We start from the raw sequence: 15146 nt of genomic DNA, 5'->3' as shown, positions 1-15146 counted from the left end.
CCGATCGCACGGGGCTGTCAGCGGCGAGGGGTAGCGTTGACTCCATGGAATTTCGTTACCTCGGCAACAGTGGACTCAAGATCTCTGAAATCACCTACGGCAACTGGCTGACCCATGGCTCGCAAGTCGAGAACGACATCGCGAAACGCAGCGTGGCCGCGGCTCTCGAAGCAGGCATCACGACCTTCGACACCGCAGACGCCTACGCCAACACCGTGGCCGAGAAGGTCCTCGGCAAGGCCCTCAAGAACGAGCGACGCGAGTCTCTCGAGATCTTCACGAAGGTCTACTTTCCGACCGGACCGAAGGGCCACAACGACACGGGCCTCTCGCGCAAGCACATCTTCGAGTCGATCAACGGCTCGCTCGACCGGCTGCGCACCGACTATGTCGACCTCTACCAGGCGCACCGCTACGACTACGAGACGCCCCTCGAAGAGACCATGACCGCATTCGCCGACGTGGTGCGCTCAGGCAAGGCGCTGTACATCGGTGTGAGCGAGTGGACGGCAGCCCAGCTTCGCGAGGCCTCCACCCTCGCCACGCAGCTCGGCTTTCAGCTCGTGTCGAACCAGCCTCAGTACTCGATGCTCTGGCGTGTCATCGAAGAGCAGGTCGTGCCCGCCTCCGAAGAACTCGGCATCTCACAGATCGTCTGGTCTCCCGTCGCGCAGGGCGTGCTGACCGGCAAGTACAAGCCGGGTGCTGAGCTGCCCGCCGGAACCCGCGCAACAGACAGCAAGGGCGGCGACGACATGATCAAGAGCTGGCTCAGGGAGGAGACGCTGACGCGGGTGCAGAAGCTGCAGCCGATCGCCGACGACCTCGGGCTCACCATGGCGCAGCTGGCCGTGGCGTGGGTCCTGCAGAACCCGAACGTGGCCTCCGCCATCATCGGCGCGTCGAAGCCGGAGCAGATCGAGTCGAACGTCGCCGCCGCCGGTGTGAAGATCGACGCCGAGACTCTCACCAGGATCGATGAGGCACTCGGCGACGTCGTCGAGCGTGACCCGTCGAAGACCGTCTCGCCAGCATCTCGCGTGGCCTGAGGCAGAAGTGAACATCGACCGCGCGACGAGGTACTCCCTGCTCGCCTTCATCGGTTCGTTTGTGACCGTGGCGGCGGCAGTGACGAACGCGCTGACCCGCAATGTGCTGCTCACGCCGCTTCTGGTTGTCATGGCCGGCGGAATGGTCTTCGCCTTGGTCATGGTCGTCGCGGCACGGGTCGAGCGGCGGCGTGTGCGAAAGGCTTCAGAACCACCGAAGCCGCTGCCTCCGACAATGCGGTTCCGCTAGCTGCAGAAGCTGGGCCCGGCGCCGCTGCGGCCCAGCCGCGGTACCACCACGAAGTGCGTCATGCCGCGCCGCGCCCCGCTGCAACGGTCTGGTCGGCTGAGAGAAGCCCAAGACGGATCAGGCGGCGACGCGCCGAGCTCTCGCTCGGAGCCTCGTGGCCGAGCATCGCCCCGACCAGCTTCAGCACGAGCCGCGTGGCGCCGACAACCGGCAGCCGCACCGGCCCGAGACGAGCGACCTCGAGGCCGAGCATCCGTCGGTATTCCTCGGGAATCGACGACACAGCGCCCGCGAAGAGCACGTGGTACGCGGGCATCATCGCGCGCGCGAGAGGGGGGTTTCCGATGAACTTCACTGCCTCGTCGACGCGGTCGTTTCGTACGAGGGTGCCGGAGTCGAGAAAGGCCTGCAACTGCTCTGCGAGCTCGGCTTCCGAGCGGGGCGGGTTCGGAACCCCCATGAGTTCGCCAGCTTTCGCCCATTCGCGAACGTAGGCGTCTGGCCCGCCCGGGATGGGTTCGCTCCAGAGTTTCGCCGTCGCCAGGAACGAATCGGTGAACGCCAGGTGCACCCAGGAGAGGAGTTCGGGGTCGTTCGCGGCGTAGTCGTGCGAGAGACCCTGCGCGTCGGGGTAGGTGCCGGTCACGCGTTCATGCAGTTTGAGCACCCAGTTCGACGTTGCGACTGCGGTCGCCGTGTCGGCATACGTCACCGTGAAGATCCAGCGGATGGTGCCGGCGAGCCGCCCCAGCGGGTCTTCCTTGTACCGGGAATGGTCGTGCACGCCGGCCATCGCTCCCGGATGCATGGCCTGCATCAGCAGCGCCCTCACACCGGCGACGATCGTCGCGGTCTGGCCGTGGACCGCCCAGGTGGCCGAATCCGGCGCGAAGTAGCCCGCGTCATCACCGTCTTCCAGCTTCAGCACCCACTCGGGCGAGCCTTCGAGCTGGCCGGTGAACGTCGATCGCAACCGGTTTCGCATGCCCTCAGGAAAGATGTTCACGACTCTATTTTCATCTGTCGCCAGAACGCCGCCTGACCGGGAGCCCGAACTCCCAGCGGCTTCACCGCCGACGTGTATCGCGACGACCGCGTCAGCGGGCGATTCGTTCGACGGCCGCACCGAATACTGCAGGCAAGGCCGCGGAGATCGGAACCACAAGTCGCCTGAACGGGGAGTGCGCCAGCGCGAGAAGACCCGCCGTGAGCGTGTTGGCGTCGCGCGACGCGCGGGACCACGCCCGCTCGTAGTTTCGATTCACTTCGACGGGCTCGTGTGCCCCAGCCACGGCAGCCACGGCCCCCGCCGCCTGGGCAAGACCCACGCGCAACCCTTCGCCCGTGAGCGCGTCGACGTAACCCGACGCGTCACCGACCAGCAACACGCGTCCGATGCCGTGACGCTTCACTCGCTGGCGAAGCGGGCCGGCGCCCTGCAGAGCCGAATCCGGCTCTGCACCCTCCAGACGCGCTGCGAGCGCCGGGATCGAGGCGATCACGCGTTCGAAGTCAAGCCCTCGTCCACCCAGGATCGCTACGCCGATCGTCGAGGCGCTGACCGGCGTCACGTAGACCTCGCACTCCCGGGCCCAGAACACCTCGACCCGGTCGCTCCACGGCGCCACTCTGAAGTGCCGCCGAAGACCGTATCGTCGTCGAGCAGGCACGAGTCTGCGCGTGGGCACCGCCTCGAGCCCTGCCATTCGCCGCACGGGCGAGTGCAGGCCGTCACAGCCGAACAGCCACAGGCCCCGGATGCCCGGGCCTCCGCTGAGCGAGACCGTCACCCCCCGGGCATCCTGAACCAGTGCCGCCACCTTGGCGTCGACGAACGAGGCCCCGCACGAAATCGCCCTCTGCGCCAGCGCACCGGACAACTCGGGGCGCCGCACTCCCCTGCCCGGTGCAGCTTCGAAGTCATGCGTGGCGAATCGGGGTCCCGAGCCCTGGCGATACGCAATGCCTGTGATCGTGTGGCCGTCGACCTCGACCCCGAGCCGCGACAGCTCGGCCATGGCCCCGGGCATGAGTCCCTCACCGCACGCCTTGTCCAGCGGAAGTGAACGCGGTTCGACGACAACGACGCTCAAGCCCCGCTGCCGCGCGCCGATGGCTGCTGCCAGGCCGACAGGCCCGCCACCGACCACAATCAGGTCGTAGTCGGCTCGATCCGCGCCGGCAGCACCGTCGCTGCCCACGTTCCCTGTCACCGTCAGCCCGTCACTCCGGCCCTGGCAAGACCGTACGCCAGCGCGCGTTCTTCGACGGGGATGCGAAACCGAAGGAGCAGGACGAGGTTGACCACGGTGAAGACCAGGGCCGTGATCCACGCGTTGTAGACCAGGGGCAGCGCGATACCCTCGGCGATCACCGCCACATAGTTCGGGTGCCGGAACCAGCGGTAGGGGCCCCGGTCCACGAGAGGCAGGCCGGGCACGACGATCACCCTGGTGTTCCACCGCTTACCGAGGGTGCCGATGCACCACCAGCGAAGCCCCTGCGAAGCGAGAGCGATCACCAGCATCGGGTAGCCGAGCCACGGCGTGAACTCGCGCTGGAGCAGGAACACCTCGGCGAGGCACGCCACCAACATGCTCGTGTGCAGGATCACCATGAACGGAAAGTGTCGCCTGCCGAACTCGACGCCTCCCCTGGCGAAGGCCCAGGCCGCATTGCGCGTGGAGACTCCGAGCTCGACGAATCGCTCGCCTCCGGTGGCGAAGATCAGCAGAGCGTAGAGCAGCACTGGAGCTACTGCCCCTCGGTGTCGTCGTCAGGCCACTTCATGAGCACGATCTCTGCACACACGCCTGGGCCCAGAGCAAACAACATACCCATGTCGCCCGGAGTGAACTTCTGCTTGTCGAGGGTCTCCGACAGCACGTGGAGGATGGAAGCCGAAGACATGTTGCCCTTCGCTCCCATCGACTCCCAGCTCACATCGAGGGCGCCGTCGGGAAGGCTCAGCGCACTCGCAAAGGAATTCAGTACCCGCGGGCCACCCGGATGAGCCATCCACACACCCACATCAGACACTGCGAGTTCGTGGTCTTCGAGGAATCCCACCACGTCAGCATCGAAATGCTCGTCGATCACGTCGGCCACTCCGGCCGTCAGCACGATCCGGAATCCGCTCTCGCCGGGGTTGAAGCCGAGCACATCTTCGGTTCCCGGGTACAGCCGGCTGCGGGTGTCGAGCACGTCGGGCCCGGTGACCGGCAGCGTCTTCGCCCGTTCGGAGCCGACCATGACCACGGCAGCGGAGCCGTCACCGAAGAGCCCGCTGGCCACGAGGTTTCCCATGGAATCGTCACCTCGCTGAACTGTGAGCGAGCAGAGCTCCACAGAGATCAGCAGGGCCACATCGTTCGGGTGCCCGAGGAGGTAGTCGTTGAGGCGGGCTATTCCCGCCGCTCCGGCGACGCATCCGAGGCCGAACATGGGCATGCGTTTGACGTCGGGCCGAAACCCGAGCCGGAGCGCGACCAGGGCATCGACCGAGGGAGCAGAGATGCCTGTCACGGAGGTGAAGACGATGAAGTCGACGTCTTCGGGCTTCAACGACGCCTTTGCGAGCGCACCGAGGGTTGCCTCTTCGGCAAGCTCGACGGCAGCGGTGATGAAGGTGTTGTTGGTGAGGGTGAAGTTCAGGCTGCTGTTCTTGTACCAGTCGTACGGCATGACGAGGTGACGGGTGTTCACCTTGCTATTGGTGTGCAGGCGATTGAGCAGCGCTCGCTTGGACGGGTTGTCTGTGATCATCGGACCAAGAAGCTCCGTTATTTCAGACTGAGTATAGGAATGAGGGGGAAAGGCTGCGGCAACTCCCGATATTCTTGGCATTTTTGCACGCTACCACGCGCGGAGAGACAGAATTCGCCACCGATGTTGCCTAGAGGGATTTGCCGCTCATTTTGTCCCTCATTGGAACCAATGGGAGGGCGATGAGGGGCAGAATCGCTGTCACCCCGAAGGCACCACCGAACCCGACGAGCGCGATCAGCCCACCCACGACCGGAGCTGTGGCGGCGGCCGCCAGGAACTGCGCGGTGTTCTGGGCGCCGAGGGCCCTGCCTGACCACCGGCCGCCGGCCAATTCCGCCACCGCCGTGAACGCCAGGCCGTTGTCGGCAACGGTGATGGTCGAGGCCATGACGACCACCACAGCAGCCAAGACCGGCCACCCCAGAACATCTGCCGCGGCCAAAGCGAGCATCGAGAGGCTCGCGGCGACCGCGACGACACGCAACGGCTTCATTCGGCTTCCCATCCGGTCAGAGACGATTCCGACCACGATTCGCCCCACGGCACCGATCAGCTGCGAAATGCCGACAACGATTCCGGCTGCCAGAGGGCTCCATCCCTCGGCCGTGATGAGCCACACCAGGGCGAACGTCGAGACGACGAATTGCGGAAACACCAGAAGCACTGACACGAGATGGATGCGCCACAGCACTGCGCTCGTTCGATAGGGGTTCGCGGGCCGCCCAGATGTGGCGCCCGCCGCAGCCGGCGGCCGATGCGGGTCAACGATGAACAGCGCCGAGAGAAGCGTTGCGACGGTGGTGATCGCGAGAGGAAACACGAGCGCCTCGCCTAGGCCACCTGCTGCGGCGAGCGACGGAATAACGAGCGCTGCGACGGCCACACCCAACGGCTGTGCCATCTGCCGGATTCCCATTGCCAACCCCCGGCGTCTGGCCGGGAACCAGCCCACAACGAGGCGACCACCGGCAGCGTTGGCGCTGGCCGCGCCCATGCCGCCGAGCGCGAAGAACAGAGCAAGCACGACCAGATCGGTCGCCAGGAACGCACCGAGGCAAGCGAGTGCAGTCACGGCCAGGCCCGCCGTGATGACCCAGTGTTCGCCGATCGCATCGGCCAGGGCACCCCACGCGATCAGCGTGAGAACCATGCCGAGAGACGGCGCAGCCACCAGCAACCCGGCCTGTCCGAGGGAGAGTCCTTGCTCGGTGGTGAGCAGCGGCAGGAGAAATGCCGGAGTGGTCACGGCCACCGTGCCGGCCACCTGGGCGAACAGGCCGAGTGCCAACATGAACCAGGGCCGCGTTCGCTCTCGAGGCGGCGCTGTGGTGTGCATCCACCCACCCTAAATGCTCCCCAGAACATCTTCGTCGGGCCGTGACGTACCGAGAACCCGCGTGACCGTAAACTAGCCGGTATGGCAGGGGTAATCGGGCACATTCTTCCGCTGGCCCTTGCGGTCGCGCTCAGCTCCATTCCCATCATCGCTGTCATTCTCATTCTGCTGTCACCCACTCCCCCCGGGGTGGGAATCGCCTTCATGATCGGCTTCACGGCCGGCGTGTTCCTCGTCGTCAGCGTGCTGAGCGTCGGCTTCCGACTGATTCCGCCGCCGACCGCCTCGAACCCGCCGTTCTGGCAGGGCCTGGTCGAGATCCTCGCGGGAATCCTCTTGACGGTCTACGCGAGCATCTCGTGGTACCGCACATCGAAGAGTAAGACTGATCCGAGCCTTCCGAAGTGGATGTCAGCACTGAACCGCCTCAATCTGTTCAGCGCGGTGGGCGTCGGGTTCGCTCTCGCCTTCCGGCCGAAGAACCTCCTGCTGTCGATCGCGGCCGGCGTGGAGATCGGCAGCGCCGGGCTGGGTCTGGCCGAATCGCTGATCCCTCTCGGCATCTTCACCGTGGTCGGCGTCTGCACCGTGGCCGGCCCCGTGATCGGTTACATCTTTCTCGGCCAGAAGATGGAAGACACCCTCAACACGACCCGGGAATGGATTGTGCGAAACAACCAGAGCGTGACTAGCGTTGTGCTCATCATGGCCGGAGTGGTCATCCTCGGCGCCGGGATCGCCCGACTCTAGCGCACCAGTAGTTGCTGGCCCGGTCGGAGACTGCTCAGTCGGAGTCGACCGATGCGGCCATCAGCGACACGACGACCGTGCCGCCCTTCGTTGCCTGCTGCCCGACCTCGGTGAACCCCAGGCGCCCGTGGAAGGTGAGCGAGCCCGGGTTGGGCGGCTGCAGGTTCACCTCGCAGAACACCTCTCGCCGACGGGCATCCCGAGCCGCCTCGAATACCGCCGAGTAGAGCACCTGCCCGAGCTTTCTGCCACGGTGGCCGTCTGCCACGACGATCCGGTCCACGTAGAGAAAGTCGTCTGACCGGTTCTCGAACCAGCGATAGTTCTCGCTGTCGTAAGGAGCACCGGCCACGAATGTCACAACGAACCCGAGCACGGTCTGAGGGTCACGCTCGTCGACGACGGCAATCGAGAGATGGCTGTTCCCGAGGATCGACCGGAGAGCCGCGTCATCGAGTTCATTCACCGCAGGCACGGCGGCGTTGTTCAGTCTCAGCAGTTGGGCTCCATCGGTGGCGGACACCGGGCGAACGACAATACTCATCCCCCGACCGTATCGCGAGCGAGAGCGAGTGGGAGCCTACAGCGCATTACGCTGGCAGGATGACCGGCAAAACGTCACGCAGACCGTTCGACATCGTGCTTCCCGAGCTCAGGGGCAAACGTGCTCTGGTGACCGGGGCAAACTCGGGCCTGGGGTTCGAGACCGCCAAGCGACTGCTCGCGGCCGGTGCTGATGTGATCATCACCGCGCGTTCCGCGGAGAAGGGCGAAGCGGCCCTCCACGAGCTGCAATCGGCGGCGAGCGCGGCGTCGCCACAACCCGCACGGGGTGCAGTCACTCTTGCAAGCCTCGACCTCGCCAACCTCGCGTCGGTCGAACGCCTTGCCTCCGAGGTCGTGGCAGACGGGCATCCACTCGACCTGCTCTTCAACAACGCGGGTGTGATGGCTGTGCCGAAACGAACCCTGACCGACGACGGTTTCGAACTGCAGCTCGGCACGAACCACCTGGGGCACTTCGCTCTCACGGGCAGACTGCTGCCGGCGCTGATGCGCTCGGATTCTGCGCGGGTGATCACGATGTCGAGCATCATGCACTGGATGGGACGGATCGACTTCGACGACCTGCAGTCAGAGAACCACTACAGCGCCTGGGGCGCCTACGGCCAGTCCAAGCTCGCCAATCTCATGTTCGCGAAGGAATTCGCTCGCCGGAATGCATCGCTCGGCTGGAAGATCCTGAGCGTCGCCGCCCACCCGGGCTTCAGTCGCACGAATCTGCAGTCGTCAGGCCCCAATCTCGGCAGAGAGAAGCCATCGGGCTTCATGAGGCGCATGAATGCCGCCCCAGGAATGACCCAGTCGGCGGCGGAGGGCGCGCTCCCGGAACTCTTCGCGGCTACGAACCCCGAAGCTCTGGGTGGCGACTACTTCGGGCCCTCTGGCTTCATGGAACTCACCGGCGAGCCGGGATTCGCACATTTCGCCAAACGTGCCGAGAAGGAACGACCCGCAGAACTGCTCTGGTCGATGTCGGAGACGCTGACGGGCGTGACGTACCCGAACGATTGACCGCTGGCATCGGGACCCTCCGCCTCGGGTTCGCAGTGGGTGGGCTGCGAGATTCCTCCTTTCGCCGAGGGTCGAATCCTGATATCTTCTGATCGCTGGGGCGATCAGACCCAGCTCTCCTTTCGGCTCTGCGGCTGCATCGAAGGGGTGCGACGTGATGCTCCTTCGAAGACTGCTCGCAGGTCTGGTGGCCGGCGCGATACTGATTTCGGCGTGCGGCTGTTCGACGAGTGCGCAACCTCCCGTGCAGCCCGAAGACCCCTACAGCCCGTCGCAGATGTCGTTCGGTTCAACCCCGATCCCGGGCCAGGGTGCAACGTTCCAGCCCGATGTCGTCGTCATCGCGGCGGGGGCTGCTGCGGTCGAATCCGTCTCCGACGACGGTTTGACCTGGATGCTCGACCCCAACGCGCCGGGAGTGGGCGATCTCGCTCCCGGAAAGGTCTTGTTCGTGACCAGTCGCGGAGTCGGGCGTATCGTGGATGCCAGCCGAAGTGGCGCCGATCTCGCAGTCACCCTTGCCCCGGTGACGATCACCGACGTGATCAAAGATGGCTCGTTCGCGTCCACGTCGGCCATCTCACTCGACAAGGCGATCGTCTACCAGACGCCGCAACCCTTTTGGGCTGACCCCCAGGGCGCGTCAGAAGACGGCGCGCCGCGAATCGGACCGGCCTCGTACCGTCCCGGAGTCGATCTGCCGACGGTGCCGGGGATCGGAACAGACGCGGCAACGGTTGCCGGTGGGTTCGGAGTGACATCCACCTGTTGCGAATCGGGCGTCGGGGCCGCTTTCAGTTATGGCGCGGGCGGTATCAAGATCGAGGGCTCGATTGCACTCGAAATGAGCCAGCCACACGCGAGTTTCGCGCTGAACATCGCCGGAGGTGAGGTGACGAATGCGAGTTTCCACCTGCTCGGCGCGGCAGGCCTGAAGCTCGCGGTGGCGGCGGGAACCTCGCCTGACGGGTTCACCAACATCAACCGCGCACTCCCTGTCAGCGCGGAATTCACCGTTCCTGTCGCCACAATCCTCGGCGTGCCCCTCTCCGTGACGGTGAACCAGTACCTCAACGTGCAGACGACGTTCTCAGCAAAGACGGCGTACATCAGTGCGAACGGGGAGTACTCGTTCTCGGGCGACCTGGGATTCGACTACTCGAACAAGACATTCACGCCGAGCTTCGTGTCAGACCCCCAAGTGAAGACGAGCATCCTCGATTCTGCGAAGATCCTGTCGGTGGGTGTCAACGGCATCGCCTTCGACGACCATGTGAAATTCACCATCGGCCTCGGTGCCTACGGTTTCAAGGCAGGGGTGTACTTCACGCTCACGGCAACTCTGGGGCTCACTCTGGGTTCAGCCCTCGCAACGGGCAGCATTGTGTGCCGCGGCGCCCAACTCGACCTGTGGGGCGACTACGGCGTCGGTTACGACATTCCCAAACCCGTGACCGCATTGATCAACTTCTTTCTGAAGCACTTCAACTCGACCCCGATCGCCAGTTCGGGCGGTATCGCAGGTCCGGCGAAGAATTTCTTCGACCGGGCCGTCGTCGAACCTGACTCGAAGATCTGCAAGAAATAGGAGGAGCCGTGCGCCACCGTCGAACCCCGATCATCCTCGCAGGAGCACTGTTGGCAGCTGCAGTGTCTGCCGTGTCAGGATGCTCGACCACCCCCACACTGTCTCAACAGCAATCCCTGCCTGCCGCGACCACGGCCGCCGCTGCGGCAGAGCAGACGCCGACACCATCGGCCCAACCGCTCGCGAAGATCGTCGACGTCTGCACGCTGATCGACCAACAGAGCGCCGAAACCCTGGTCGGTACCCCGCTGGACACTCCCGACGCCGGTAACCCCGATAACCCGTCGTGCACCTACAATTCGCCGACCACGGGGCCCACGGCGCAGGTCAATGCCTACGCGGGCGATGGCGCGAAGAAGACCTATGACATCGATGTGACGCTCGGCCACACTTTCACTGATGTTCCCGGTCTCGGCGATGAGGCCCACGCCGAAGACAACGCGATCTTCGCAAGAGTGGGTTCGACGTGGCTTTCGCTGAGCATTGTGCTGCTCAACGACCCCTCGGAGAACACCGCTGCGCTCCAGACGGCTATGGCGACCATGGTCTCGCGGCTCTGATCGGGTCAGAACCCGAAATCTCCGAAGTCCGAGCCGAAACCCGAATCGGAGAAGCCACCACCGACGTCGCCGCCGCCGAAACCGTCTGACCCGCCGTCGGCGGACACGGTATCGGCCTGGGCAGAGGAATCTGCAGGAGGGTCGGATGCACCCGACTGCTGGTCAGACGCTGAGTCGGAAGCCTGAGAGGCGTCTGCACCCTGGTCGGTACCGATCGAATCGGGGATGAAGGCCTGCGCGATGGCCGATCCGATCACGAAGCCCGCCACCGAACCGAGCAGCGAACTCGCGAACATTCCGCCGAACCCCATGCCCCCGCCCAGACCTGACTGAGAACCAGAGAGCGTTCGTTCGAGAACCCCTGGCTGCCTGATCTCTGAGCGGGTCGCAGAGCGCGCCAGGGCTTCGGGCGATGCCGAAGCAGGCGCGTCTCCGATCTGCGCAGCGGTCGTCAGTTCGGTGAAGATGATGTCGCGCTGGGCCGGGGTGAGCTTGGCGAATGCCTCGGCGTGCACCTGCTCGATGGTTTCGGGTGGTGCCGTGCGAAGCAGGTAGCGGTACCGTTCGACGGCGATCTCATCGGCTGATTTCGCGGCAGGCGTGGCCGGGTTGTTCACCCTGGTAGGCTCTTCGGCTCGCCCCAACAGTCGGTCCAGAAATCCCATCGCGCTGACTCTCCTCCGTTGTGCGGTCGAAGTGTCAATCTAGGTCATTGTGCCGAACGGTTTCTGAGAACCCTGACAGAATCGCTCCGGCTCAGCCTGCGGCAGGGTCGCTGATCCTGGGCTCGAGCATGACGAGCGGAATCTCGCGTACCGTCTTCGTCTGGTAACCCGCGTAGTTGGCATAGCGTTTCGTGATGATCGGCCACAGGCGCGCGCGTTCGTCAGAAGTGGCCGCACGGGCATTCATCGGCTTCGATGGTGCTCCCCCGATCACCACGTCGACGTTCGGGTTGCTCTCGAGATTCAGGAACCAGGCCGGATGCCTGTCGTCGCCACCACGCGAGGCGACCACGACGTAGAGGTCACCCTCGTGAAACGGTGACGTCAGCATCGTGGCCCGTTTCTCGCCACTGCGACGCCCGATGGTCGTCAGCTCGATCACCGGCATCTGGTTGATCGACCAGCCGACGCGGCCCCGCGTGATCCATTGCACGAAGCGGTGGGAGGATTCCATCGCTTTCATCGAGAACGTTGATGGCATGGCTGGCGAACCTATCGGGCTTCCGGGTCACCGGCGGCGCGGGTTTGCACCGCACGAGCCCCTGCAGTGCTCGCGAAGATGTCTGACGCTGAGAGGGCGGTGTCGGTCTGCAGGGCATCCACCCACTCGGCCGTGGTCGTGACCGCAGCGAAACCGCTCTGCAGCACGATCAGCACGCTCTCGTGGAGCGCCTGGGCTGAGATCGTACCGGCCTCGTTCGCGAAGTCGAGGGTACCGGTGGCGTCAGAGAGCAATTCGACGCTGAATCCGCGCTGAACGGCATCGCGTGCGGTCGCTTCGTCGCAGTTCTGCGTCATGTATCCGGCGATCGTGATCGTATCGACCTCTTCTGCTGCCAGCCAGGCGCCGAGCACGGTGCCATCGAAAGCGGAGTCCTCGGTCTTGTCGACGAGAAGGCTGCGTGGATGCTCGGCCACACTCGCCAGCAACGCGCCGCCGTGGCTGCCCTCTGCAAAGATCGGGGATGAGTCTGGCGCCACGTGCTGCACGACGACGATCGCCACGTGAGCGGCGGTCGCTGCCTCCATGGCAGCGAGAATGTTGGGCACGCTGACGTCGAGCGGCGGATACGTGACACGCAGACTGCCGTCGATGTACTCGTTTTGCACATCGATGACGATGAGGGCGCGTTTCATGGTTTCTCCTGTTGTCGTGCAGACGGTGGTCTCGTCGGTATCCCTCTACGCTAGACGGTCCGGGACTGGCTCAGTGGGCGACCCATGATCGCTGTCGTGAGAGACTCGATGGGGGCAGCGGGCGCAGACGGGTTGGAGAGGAGCCGGAAATCGACATGGCCGAGCTCGGGCAGGCCGAACCGCTGCCCGACGGTGACCAGGTCGTCGGGGATGAGCGACTGCGGGAACACTGCGATTCCGATTCCCGCCCGCACAGCTGCGAGCATGCCATTGACCTCGCGGGTGTTGCAGGTGATGCGCCAGGTGCGACCAGCGTTCTCCAGGGCGTCGATCGCACTCTGTCGGCTGATGCTCGGCGCCTGGTAGGCGATGAGGGGCACCGGCATCCCCGGCTCGACCAGCGTCCTCTCCTGCCCGACCCACACCAGGTCATCGCGGCGGACGAGCGAACCCTCGTCGGAGTCGGACATGCGCTTGATGAAGATCAGGTCGAGTTGCCCGCTCTTCAGCCGACGGTACAGGGGCGTGCTCTGGTTGACCGTGAGCTCGAGATTGATCTGGGGATACAACTGGCGGAAGTGCCGGAGGATTCGAGGCAGCTGCGTGATGGCGAGATCGTCTGCCGCGCCGAATCTCAGGCGACCCTTCATCGCCGAACCGGTGAAATAGGCCGAGGCTGCCGAGTGCGCGGCGAGAATCGTTCGCGCGAAACCGGCCATCGCATCGCCATTGTCGGTCATGCGCACATCGCGGGTGTCCCGCGCCACGAGCATCCTCCCCGCGGCCACTTCGAGCTTGCGGATGTGCTGGCTCACCGTCGGCTGGCTGATGCCGAGCCGCTGGGCCGCCGCTGTGAAGCTGTGCGTCTCTGCGACCGCAAGGAACGTCTTCAGGAGAACCGGTTCGAACACGTCGGCACCTTTTCATTCGAAAACGTAATAGGAGTAATAGTTCCAATTTAGCAAAGCAATGTCACTTTGCGCGATACCGTCGAAGTACAGAACACATATCGATACTGGCTAGAGGTTTCACCGTGGCTCCACCTTTCTCGCAGGCACTCCCTGCAACCGCACCCATCACCGTCATGCACCAGAGGCCCGCGTGGCGCGACACACTTGTTTCGCTGCGCATTCGCAACTACCGGCTCTTCACCTTCTCGAACCTGTTGTCGATGACCGGCACCTGGATGCAGCGCATCGCTCAGGACTGGCTTGTCCTCGAACTCACCGGCAGTGTCGCGGCCGTCGGAATCACGGTCGCCATGCAGTTCGCACCCATGCTGCTCTTCGGCCTGTTCGGCGGAGTCTTCGTCGATCGTCATTCCCGACGGTCGATCCTGCTGGCCACCCAGCTGGCGCTGTTCGTGCTGGCCGGTGCCCTCGCCGCACTCACCCTCACCGGCGGAGTGCAGGTCTGGCAGGTCTACGTCATCGCCTTCCTCGTGGGAACCGTCACCGTGTTCGACAACCCCGCACGCCAGGTATTCGTGAACGAACTCGTGGGCCCTGCGAATCTCCACAATGCCATCAGCATCAACTCTTCGGTGTTCCAGCTGGGCGGTCTCATCGGGCCAGCGTTGAGCGGTGCGCTCCTCGTTGCAGTGGGCGCCGGATGGTCGTTCGCCATCAATGCCGCGAGCTGCCTGTTCGTTGTGGCTGCCCTTCTCCGCCTGCGCGTAGACGAGTTGCACCCGACGACGCCCGCCGTCCGCGCCCCGGGCCAGCTCCGCGAAGGACTCCGTTACGTTGTCTCGAAGCCGGCCATCCTGTGGACGATGGTGATGATCGCGGTGATGTCGCTCTTCACCTTCTCGATGCCGGTTCTTCTGGCCGCCTATGCGCGCGACGTGTTCGAGGTGGGTGCCGGTGGGTACGGCCTCTTCAACACTCTGCTCGCCGTCGGTGCCTTCACGGGCGCCATCGCGTCGACCAGGAGGCTCGGCATCCGTCTGCGCACGGTCATCTTCACGGCCGGCTTCTTCGGGGCGCTTCAAGCGGTCGCAGGCTTCATGCCCAGCCAGGTCTTCTTCTGCGTCGTACTCGTCGGGGTCGGCTTCGCCAATCTCCTCTTCATCACCGGCGCAAATTCACTCGTGCAGGTCTCCTCGAACATGGGAGTACGAGGGCGGGTGATGTCGGTGTACGTTCTCCTGCTGCTCGGCGGGCAGGCGATCGGAGGACCATTGATGGGATGGATCGTCGAGACGTACGGCGCCCACGCAGGAATGGCCGTCTCCGGATTCGCACCCGTCGTGGCGGCCGTGGCGATCGGAATCGTGCTGGCACGACAGGGACGGCTTCGCTTGCGACTCAGTCTTCGACGAGAGCCACGCTTCCTGAGCATCGTCACACGAAGCCCACATGACGGCGTGCTCGTGGCGGGTCAGAAGGCCTGATCGTTCGCCAGCG

General features: G+C 64.6%; 17 protein-coding genes. 7 read left to right on the top strand and 10 right to left on the bottom strand.

What is annotated here, in order from left to right:
* The first annotated feature begins 44 nt into the window (after window positions 1-44).
* Together KPL76_RS08790 and KPL76_RS08785 are read left to right on the top strand one after the other, a co-directional pair.
* Entirely contained in the window at window positions 45-1049 is a 1005-nt protein-coding gene (locus tag KPL76_RS08790; protein WP_216332408.1) for an aldo/keto reductase family protein, read from the top strand.
* Between the two features lie 7 nt (window positions 1050-1056).
* A complete protein-coding gene (locus tag KPL76_RS08785; protein WP_216332406.1) occupies window positions 1057-1299 on the top strand; it encodes a hypothetical protein in 243 nt (80 codons plus the stop codon).
* 58 nt (window positions 1300-1357) lie between these two features.
* Here KPL76_RS08785 and KPL76_RS08780 read toward each other — a convergent pair whose 3' ends face one another.
* The 5 genes from KPL76_RS08780 to KPL76_RS08760 form a co-directional block, all read right to left on the bottom strand.
* Window positions 1358-2284: an oxygenase MpaB family protein gene (locus KPL76_RS08780; RefSeq protein WP_216336262.1), complete on the bottom strand. Its 927-nt coding sequence runs from the start codon at window positions 2282-2284 to the stop codon at window positions 1358-1360.
* A 112-nt stretch (window positions 2285-2396) separates the two neighbouring features.
* Window positions 2397-3512, bottom strand: a complete 1116-nt coding sequence (locus tag KPL76_RS08775; protein ID WP_253201964.1) for an NAD(P)/FAD-dependent oxidoreductase — start codon at window positions 3510-3512, stop codon at window positions 2397-2399.
* A gap of 2 nt (window positions 3513-3514) precedes the next feature.
* Window positions 3515-4048: an isoprenylcysteine carboxyl methyltransferase family protein gene (locus KPL76_RS08770; RefSeq protein ID WP_216332403.1), complete on the bottom strand. Its 534-nt coding sequence runs from the start codon at window positions 4046-4048 to the stop codon at window positions 3515-3517.
* A 5-nt stretch (window positions 4049-4053) separates the two neighbouring features.
* Window positions 4054-5145, bottom strand: a complete 1092-nt coding sequence (locus KPL76_RS08765) for a type III polyketide synthase (RefSeq protein ID WP_216332401.1) — start codon at window positions 5143-5145, stop codon at window positions 4054-4056.
* A 49-nt stretch (window positions 5146-5194) separates the two neighbouring features.
* The gene (locus tag KPL76_RS08760) at window positions 5195-6403 is read right to left on the bottom strand and encodes an MFS transporter (protein WP_216332400.1); all 1209 of its coding nucleotides are present in this window, start codon (window positions 6401-6403) and stop codon (window positions 5195-5197) included.
* An 81-nt stretch (window positions 6404-6484) separates the two neighbouring features.
* Here KPL76_RS08760 and KPL76_RS08755 point away from each other — a divergent pair, with 81 nt between their 5' ends.
* Complete coding sequence (locus KPL76_RS08755; RefSeq protein ID WP_216332398.1) at window positions 6485-7153, top strand: GAP family protein; 669 nt, start codon at window positions 6485-6487, stop codon at window positions 7151-7153.
* Window positions 7154-7187: 34 nt separating this feature from the next.
* Here the strand turns inward: KPL76_RS08755 and KPL76_RS08750 are convergent, their stop codons facing one another.
* On the bottom strand, window positions 7188-7697 hold the full coding sequence (locus KPL76_RS08750; protein WP_216332395.1) for a GNAT family N-acetyltransferase: 510 nt from the start codon (window positions 7695-7697) through the stop codon (window positions 7188-7190).
* 59 nt (window positions 7698-7756) lie between these two features.
* On the opposite strand from KPL76_RS08750, the gene KPL76_RS08745 reads away from it, so the two are divergent.
* From KPL76_RS08745 to KPL76_RS08735, 3 genes are all read left to right on the top strand, one after another.
* Window positions 7757-8728, top strand: coding sequence for an SDR family oxidoreductase (locus KPL76_RS08745; protein WP_216332393.1), 972 nt, complete (start codon window positions 7757-7759; stop codon window positions 8726-8728).
* A 154-nt stretch (window positions 8729-8882) separates the two neighbouring features.
* Window positions 8883-10316, top strand: coding sequence for a hypothetical protein (locus KPL76_RS08740; RefSeq protein WP_216332391.1), 1434 nt, complete (start codon window positions 8883-8885; stop codon window positions 10314-10316).
* Between the two features lie 8 nt (window positions 10317-10324).
* Complete coding sequence (locus KPL76_RS08735; protein ID WP_216332389.1) at window positions 10325-10876, top strand: DUF3558 domain-containing protein; 552 nt, start codon at window positions 10325-10327, stop codon at window positions 10874-10876.
* A 5-nt stretch (window positions 10877-10881) separates the two neighbouring features.
* On the opposite strand, the gene KPL76_RS08730 is transcribed toward KPL76_RS08735, so the two are convergent.
* The 4 genes from KPL76_RS08730 to KPL76_RS08715 all read right to left on the bottom strand — a co-directional run bounded on the left by KPL76_RS08730 (window position 10882) and on the right by KPL76_RS08715 (window position 13649).
* A complete protein-coding gene (locus tag KPL76_RS08730) occupies window positions 10882-11541 on the bottom strand; it encodes a hypothetical protein (protein WP_216332381.1) in 660 nt (219 codons plus the stop codon).
* Between the two features lie 91 nt (window positions 11542-11632).
* Window positions 11633-12082: a nitroreductase/quinone reductase family protein gene (locus tag KPL76_RS08725; RefSeq protein ID WP_216332380.1), complete on the bottom strand. Its 450-nt coding sequence runs from the start codon at window positions 12080-12082 to the stop codon at window positions 11633-11635.
* Window positions 12083-12093: 11 nt separating this feature from the next.
* Window positions 12094-12738 carry an isochorismatase family protein gene (locus tag KPL76_RS08720; protein WP_216332378.1) on the bottom strand — a complete coding sequence of 215 codons (645 nt, stop codon included), beginning with the start codon at window positions 12736-12738 and terminating at the stop codon, window positions 12094-12096.
* Window positions 12739-12788: 50 nt separating this feature from the next.
* A complete protein-coding gene (locus KPL76_RS08715) occupies window positions 12789-13649 on the bottom strand; it encodes a LysR substrate-binding domain-containing protein (RefSeq protein WP_216332375.1) in 861 nt (286 codons plus the stop codon).
* 122 nt (window positions 13650-13771) lie between these two features.
* Here KPL76_RS08715 and KPL76_RS08710 point away from each other — a divergent pair, with 122 nt between their 5' ends.
* Complete coding sequence (locus KPL76_RS08710) at window positions 13772-15133, top strand: MFS transporter (protein ID WP_253201963.1); 1362 nt, start codon at window positions 13772-13774, stop codon at window positions 15131-15133.
* Window positions 15134-15146 lie beyond the last annotated feature (13 nt).

This window comes from Subtercola sp. PAMC28395, assembly GCF_018889995.1.
In the GTDB taxonomy this organism is placed as follows: Bacteria; Actinomycetota; Actinomycetes; order Actinomycetales; family Microbacteriaceae; genus Subtercola.
Note: the sequence above shows the minus strand (reverse complement) of the source record. Positions and strands in the feature narration are given on the sequence as shown.

Bases quoted from the DNA above. Each gene is read 5' to 3' on its own strand.
- KPL76_RS08755 (WP_216332398.1), top strand. From the start codon at position 6,485: ATGGCAGGGGTAATCGGGCACATTCTTCCGCTGGCCCTTGCGGTCGCG.
- KPL76_RS08720 (WP_216332378.1), bottom strand. From the start codon at position 12,738: ATGAAACGCGCCCTCATCGTCATCGATGTGCAAAACGAGTACATCGAC.
- KPL76_RS08745 (WP_216332393.1), top strand. From the start codon at position 7,757: ATGACCGGCAAAACGTCACGCAGACCGTTCGACATCGTGCTTCCCGAG.
- KPL76_RS08725 (WP_216332380.1), bottom strand. From the start codon at position 12,082: ATGCCATCAACGTTCTCGATGAAAGCGATGGAATCCTCCCACCGCTTC.
- KPL76_RS08730 (WP_216332381.1), bottom strand. From the start codon at position 11,541: ATGGGATTTCTGGACCGACTGTTGGGGCGAGCCGAAGAGCCTACCAGG.
- KPL76_RS08765 (WP_216332401.1), bottom strand. From the start codon at position 5,145: ATGCCAAGAATATCGGGAGTTGCCGCAGCCTTTCCCCCTCATTCCTAT.
- KPL76_RS08750 (WP_216332395.1), bottom strand. From the start codon at position 7,697: ATGAGTATTGTCGTTCGCCCGGTGTCCGCCACCGATGGAGCCCAACTG.
- KPL76_RS08760 (WP_216332400.1), bottom strand. From the start codon at position 6,403: ATGCACACCACAGCGCCGCCTCGAGAGCGAACGCGGCCCTGGTTCATG.
- KPL76_RS08790 (WP_216332408.1), top strand. From the start codon at position 45: ATGGAATTTCGTTACCTCGGCAACAGTGGACTCAAGATCTCTGAAATC.
- KPL76_RS08780 (WP_216336262.1), bottom strand. From the start codon at position 2,284: ATGCGAAACCGGTTGCGATCGACGTTCACCGGCCAGCTCGAAGGCTCG.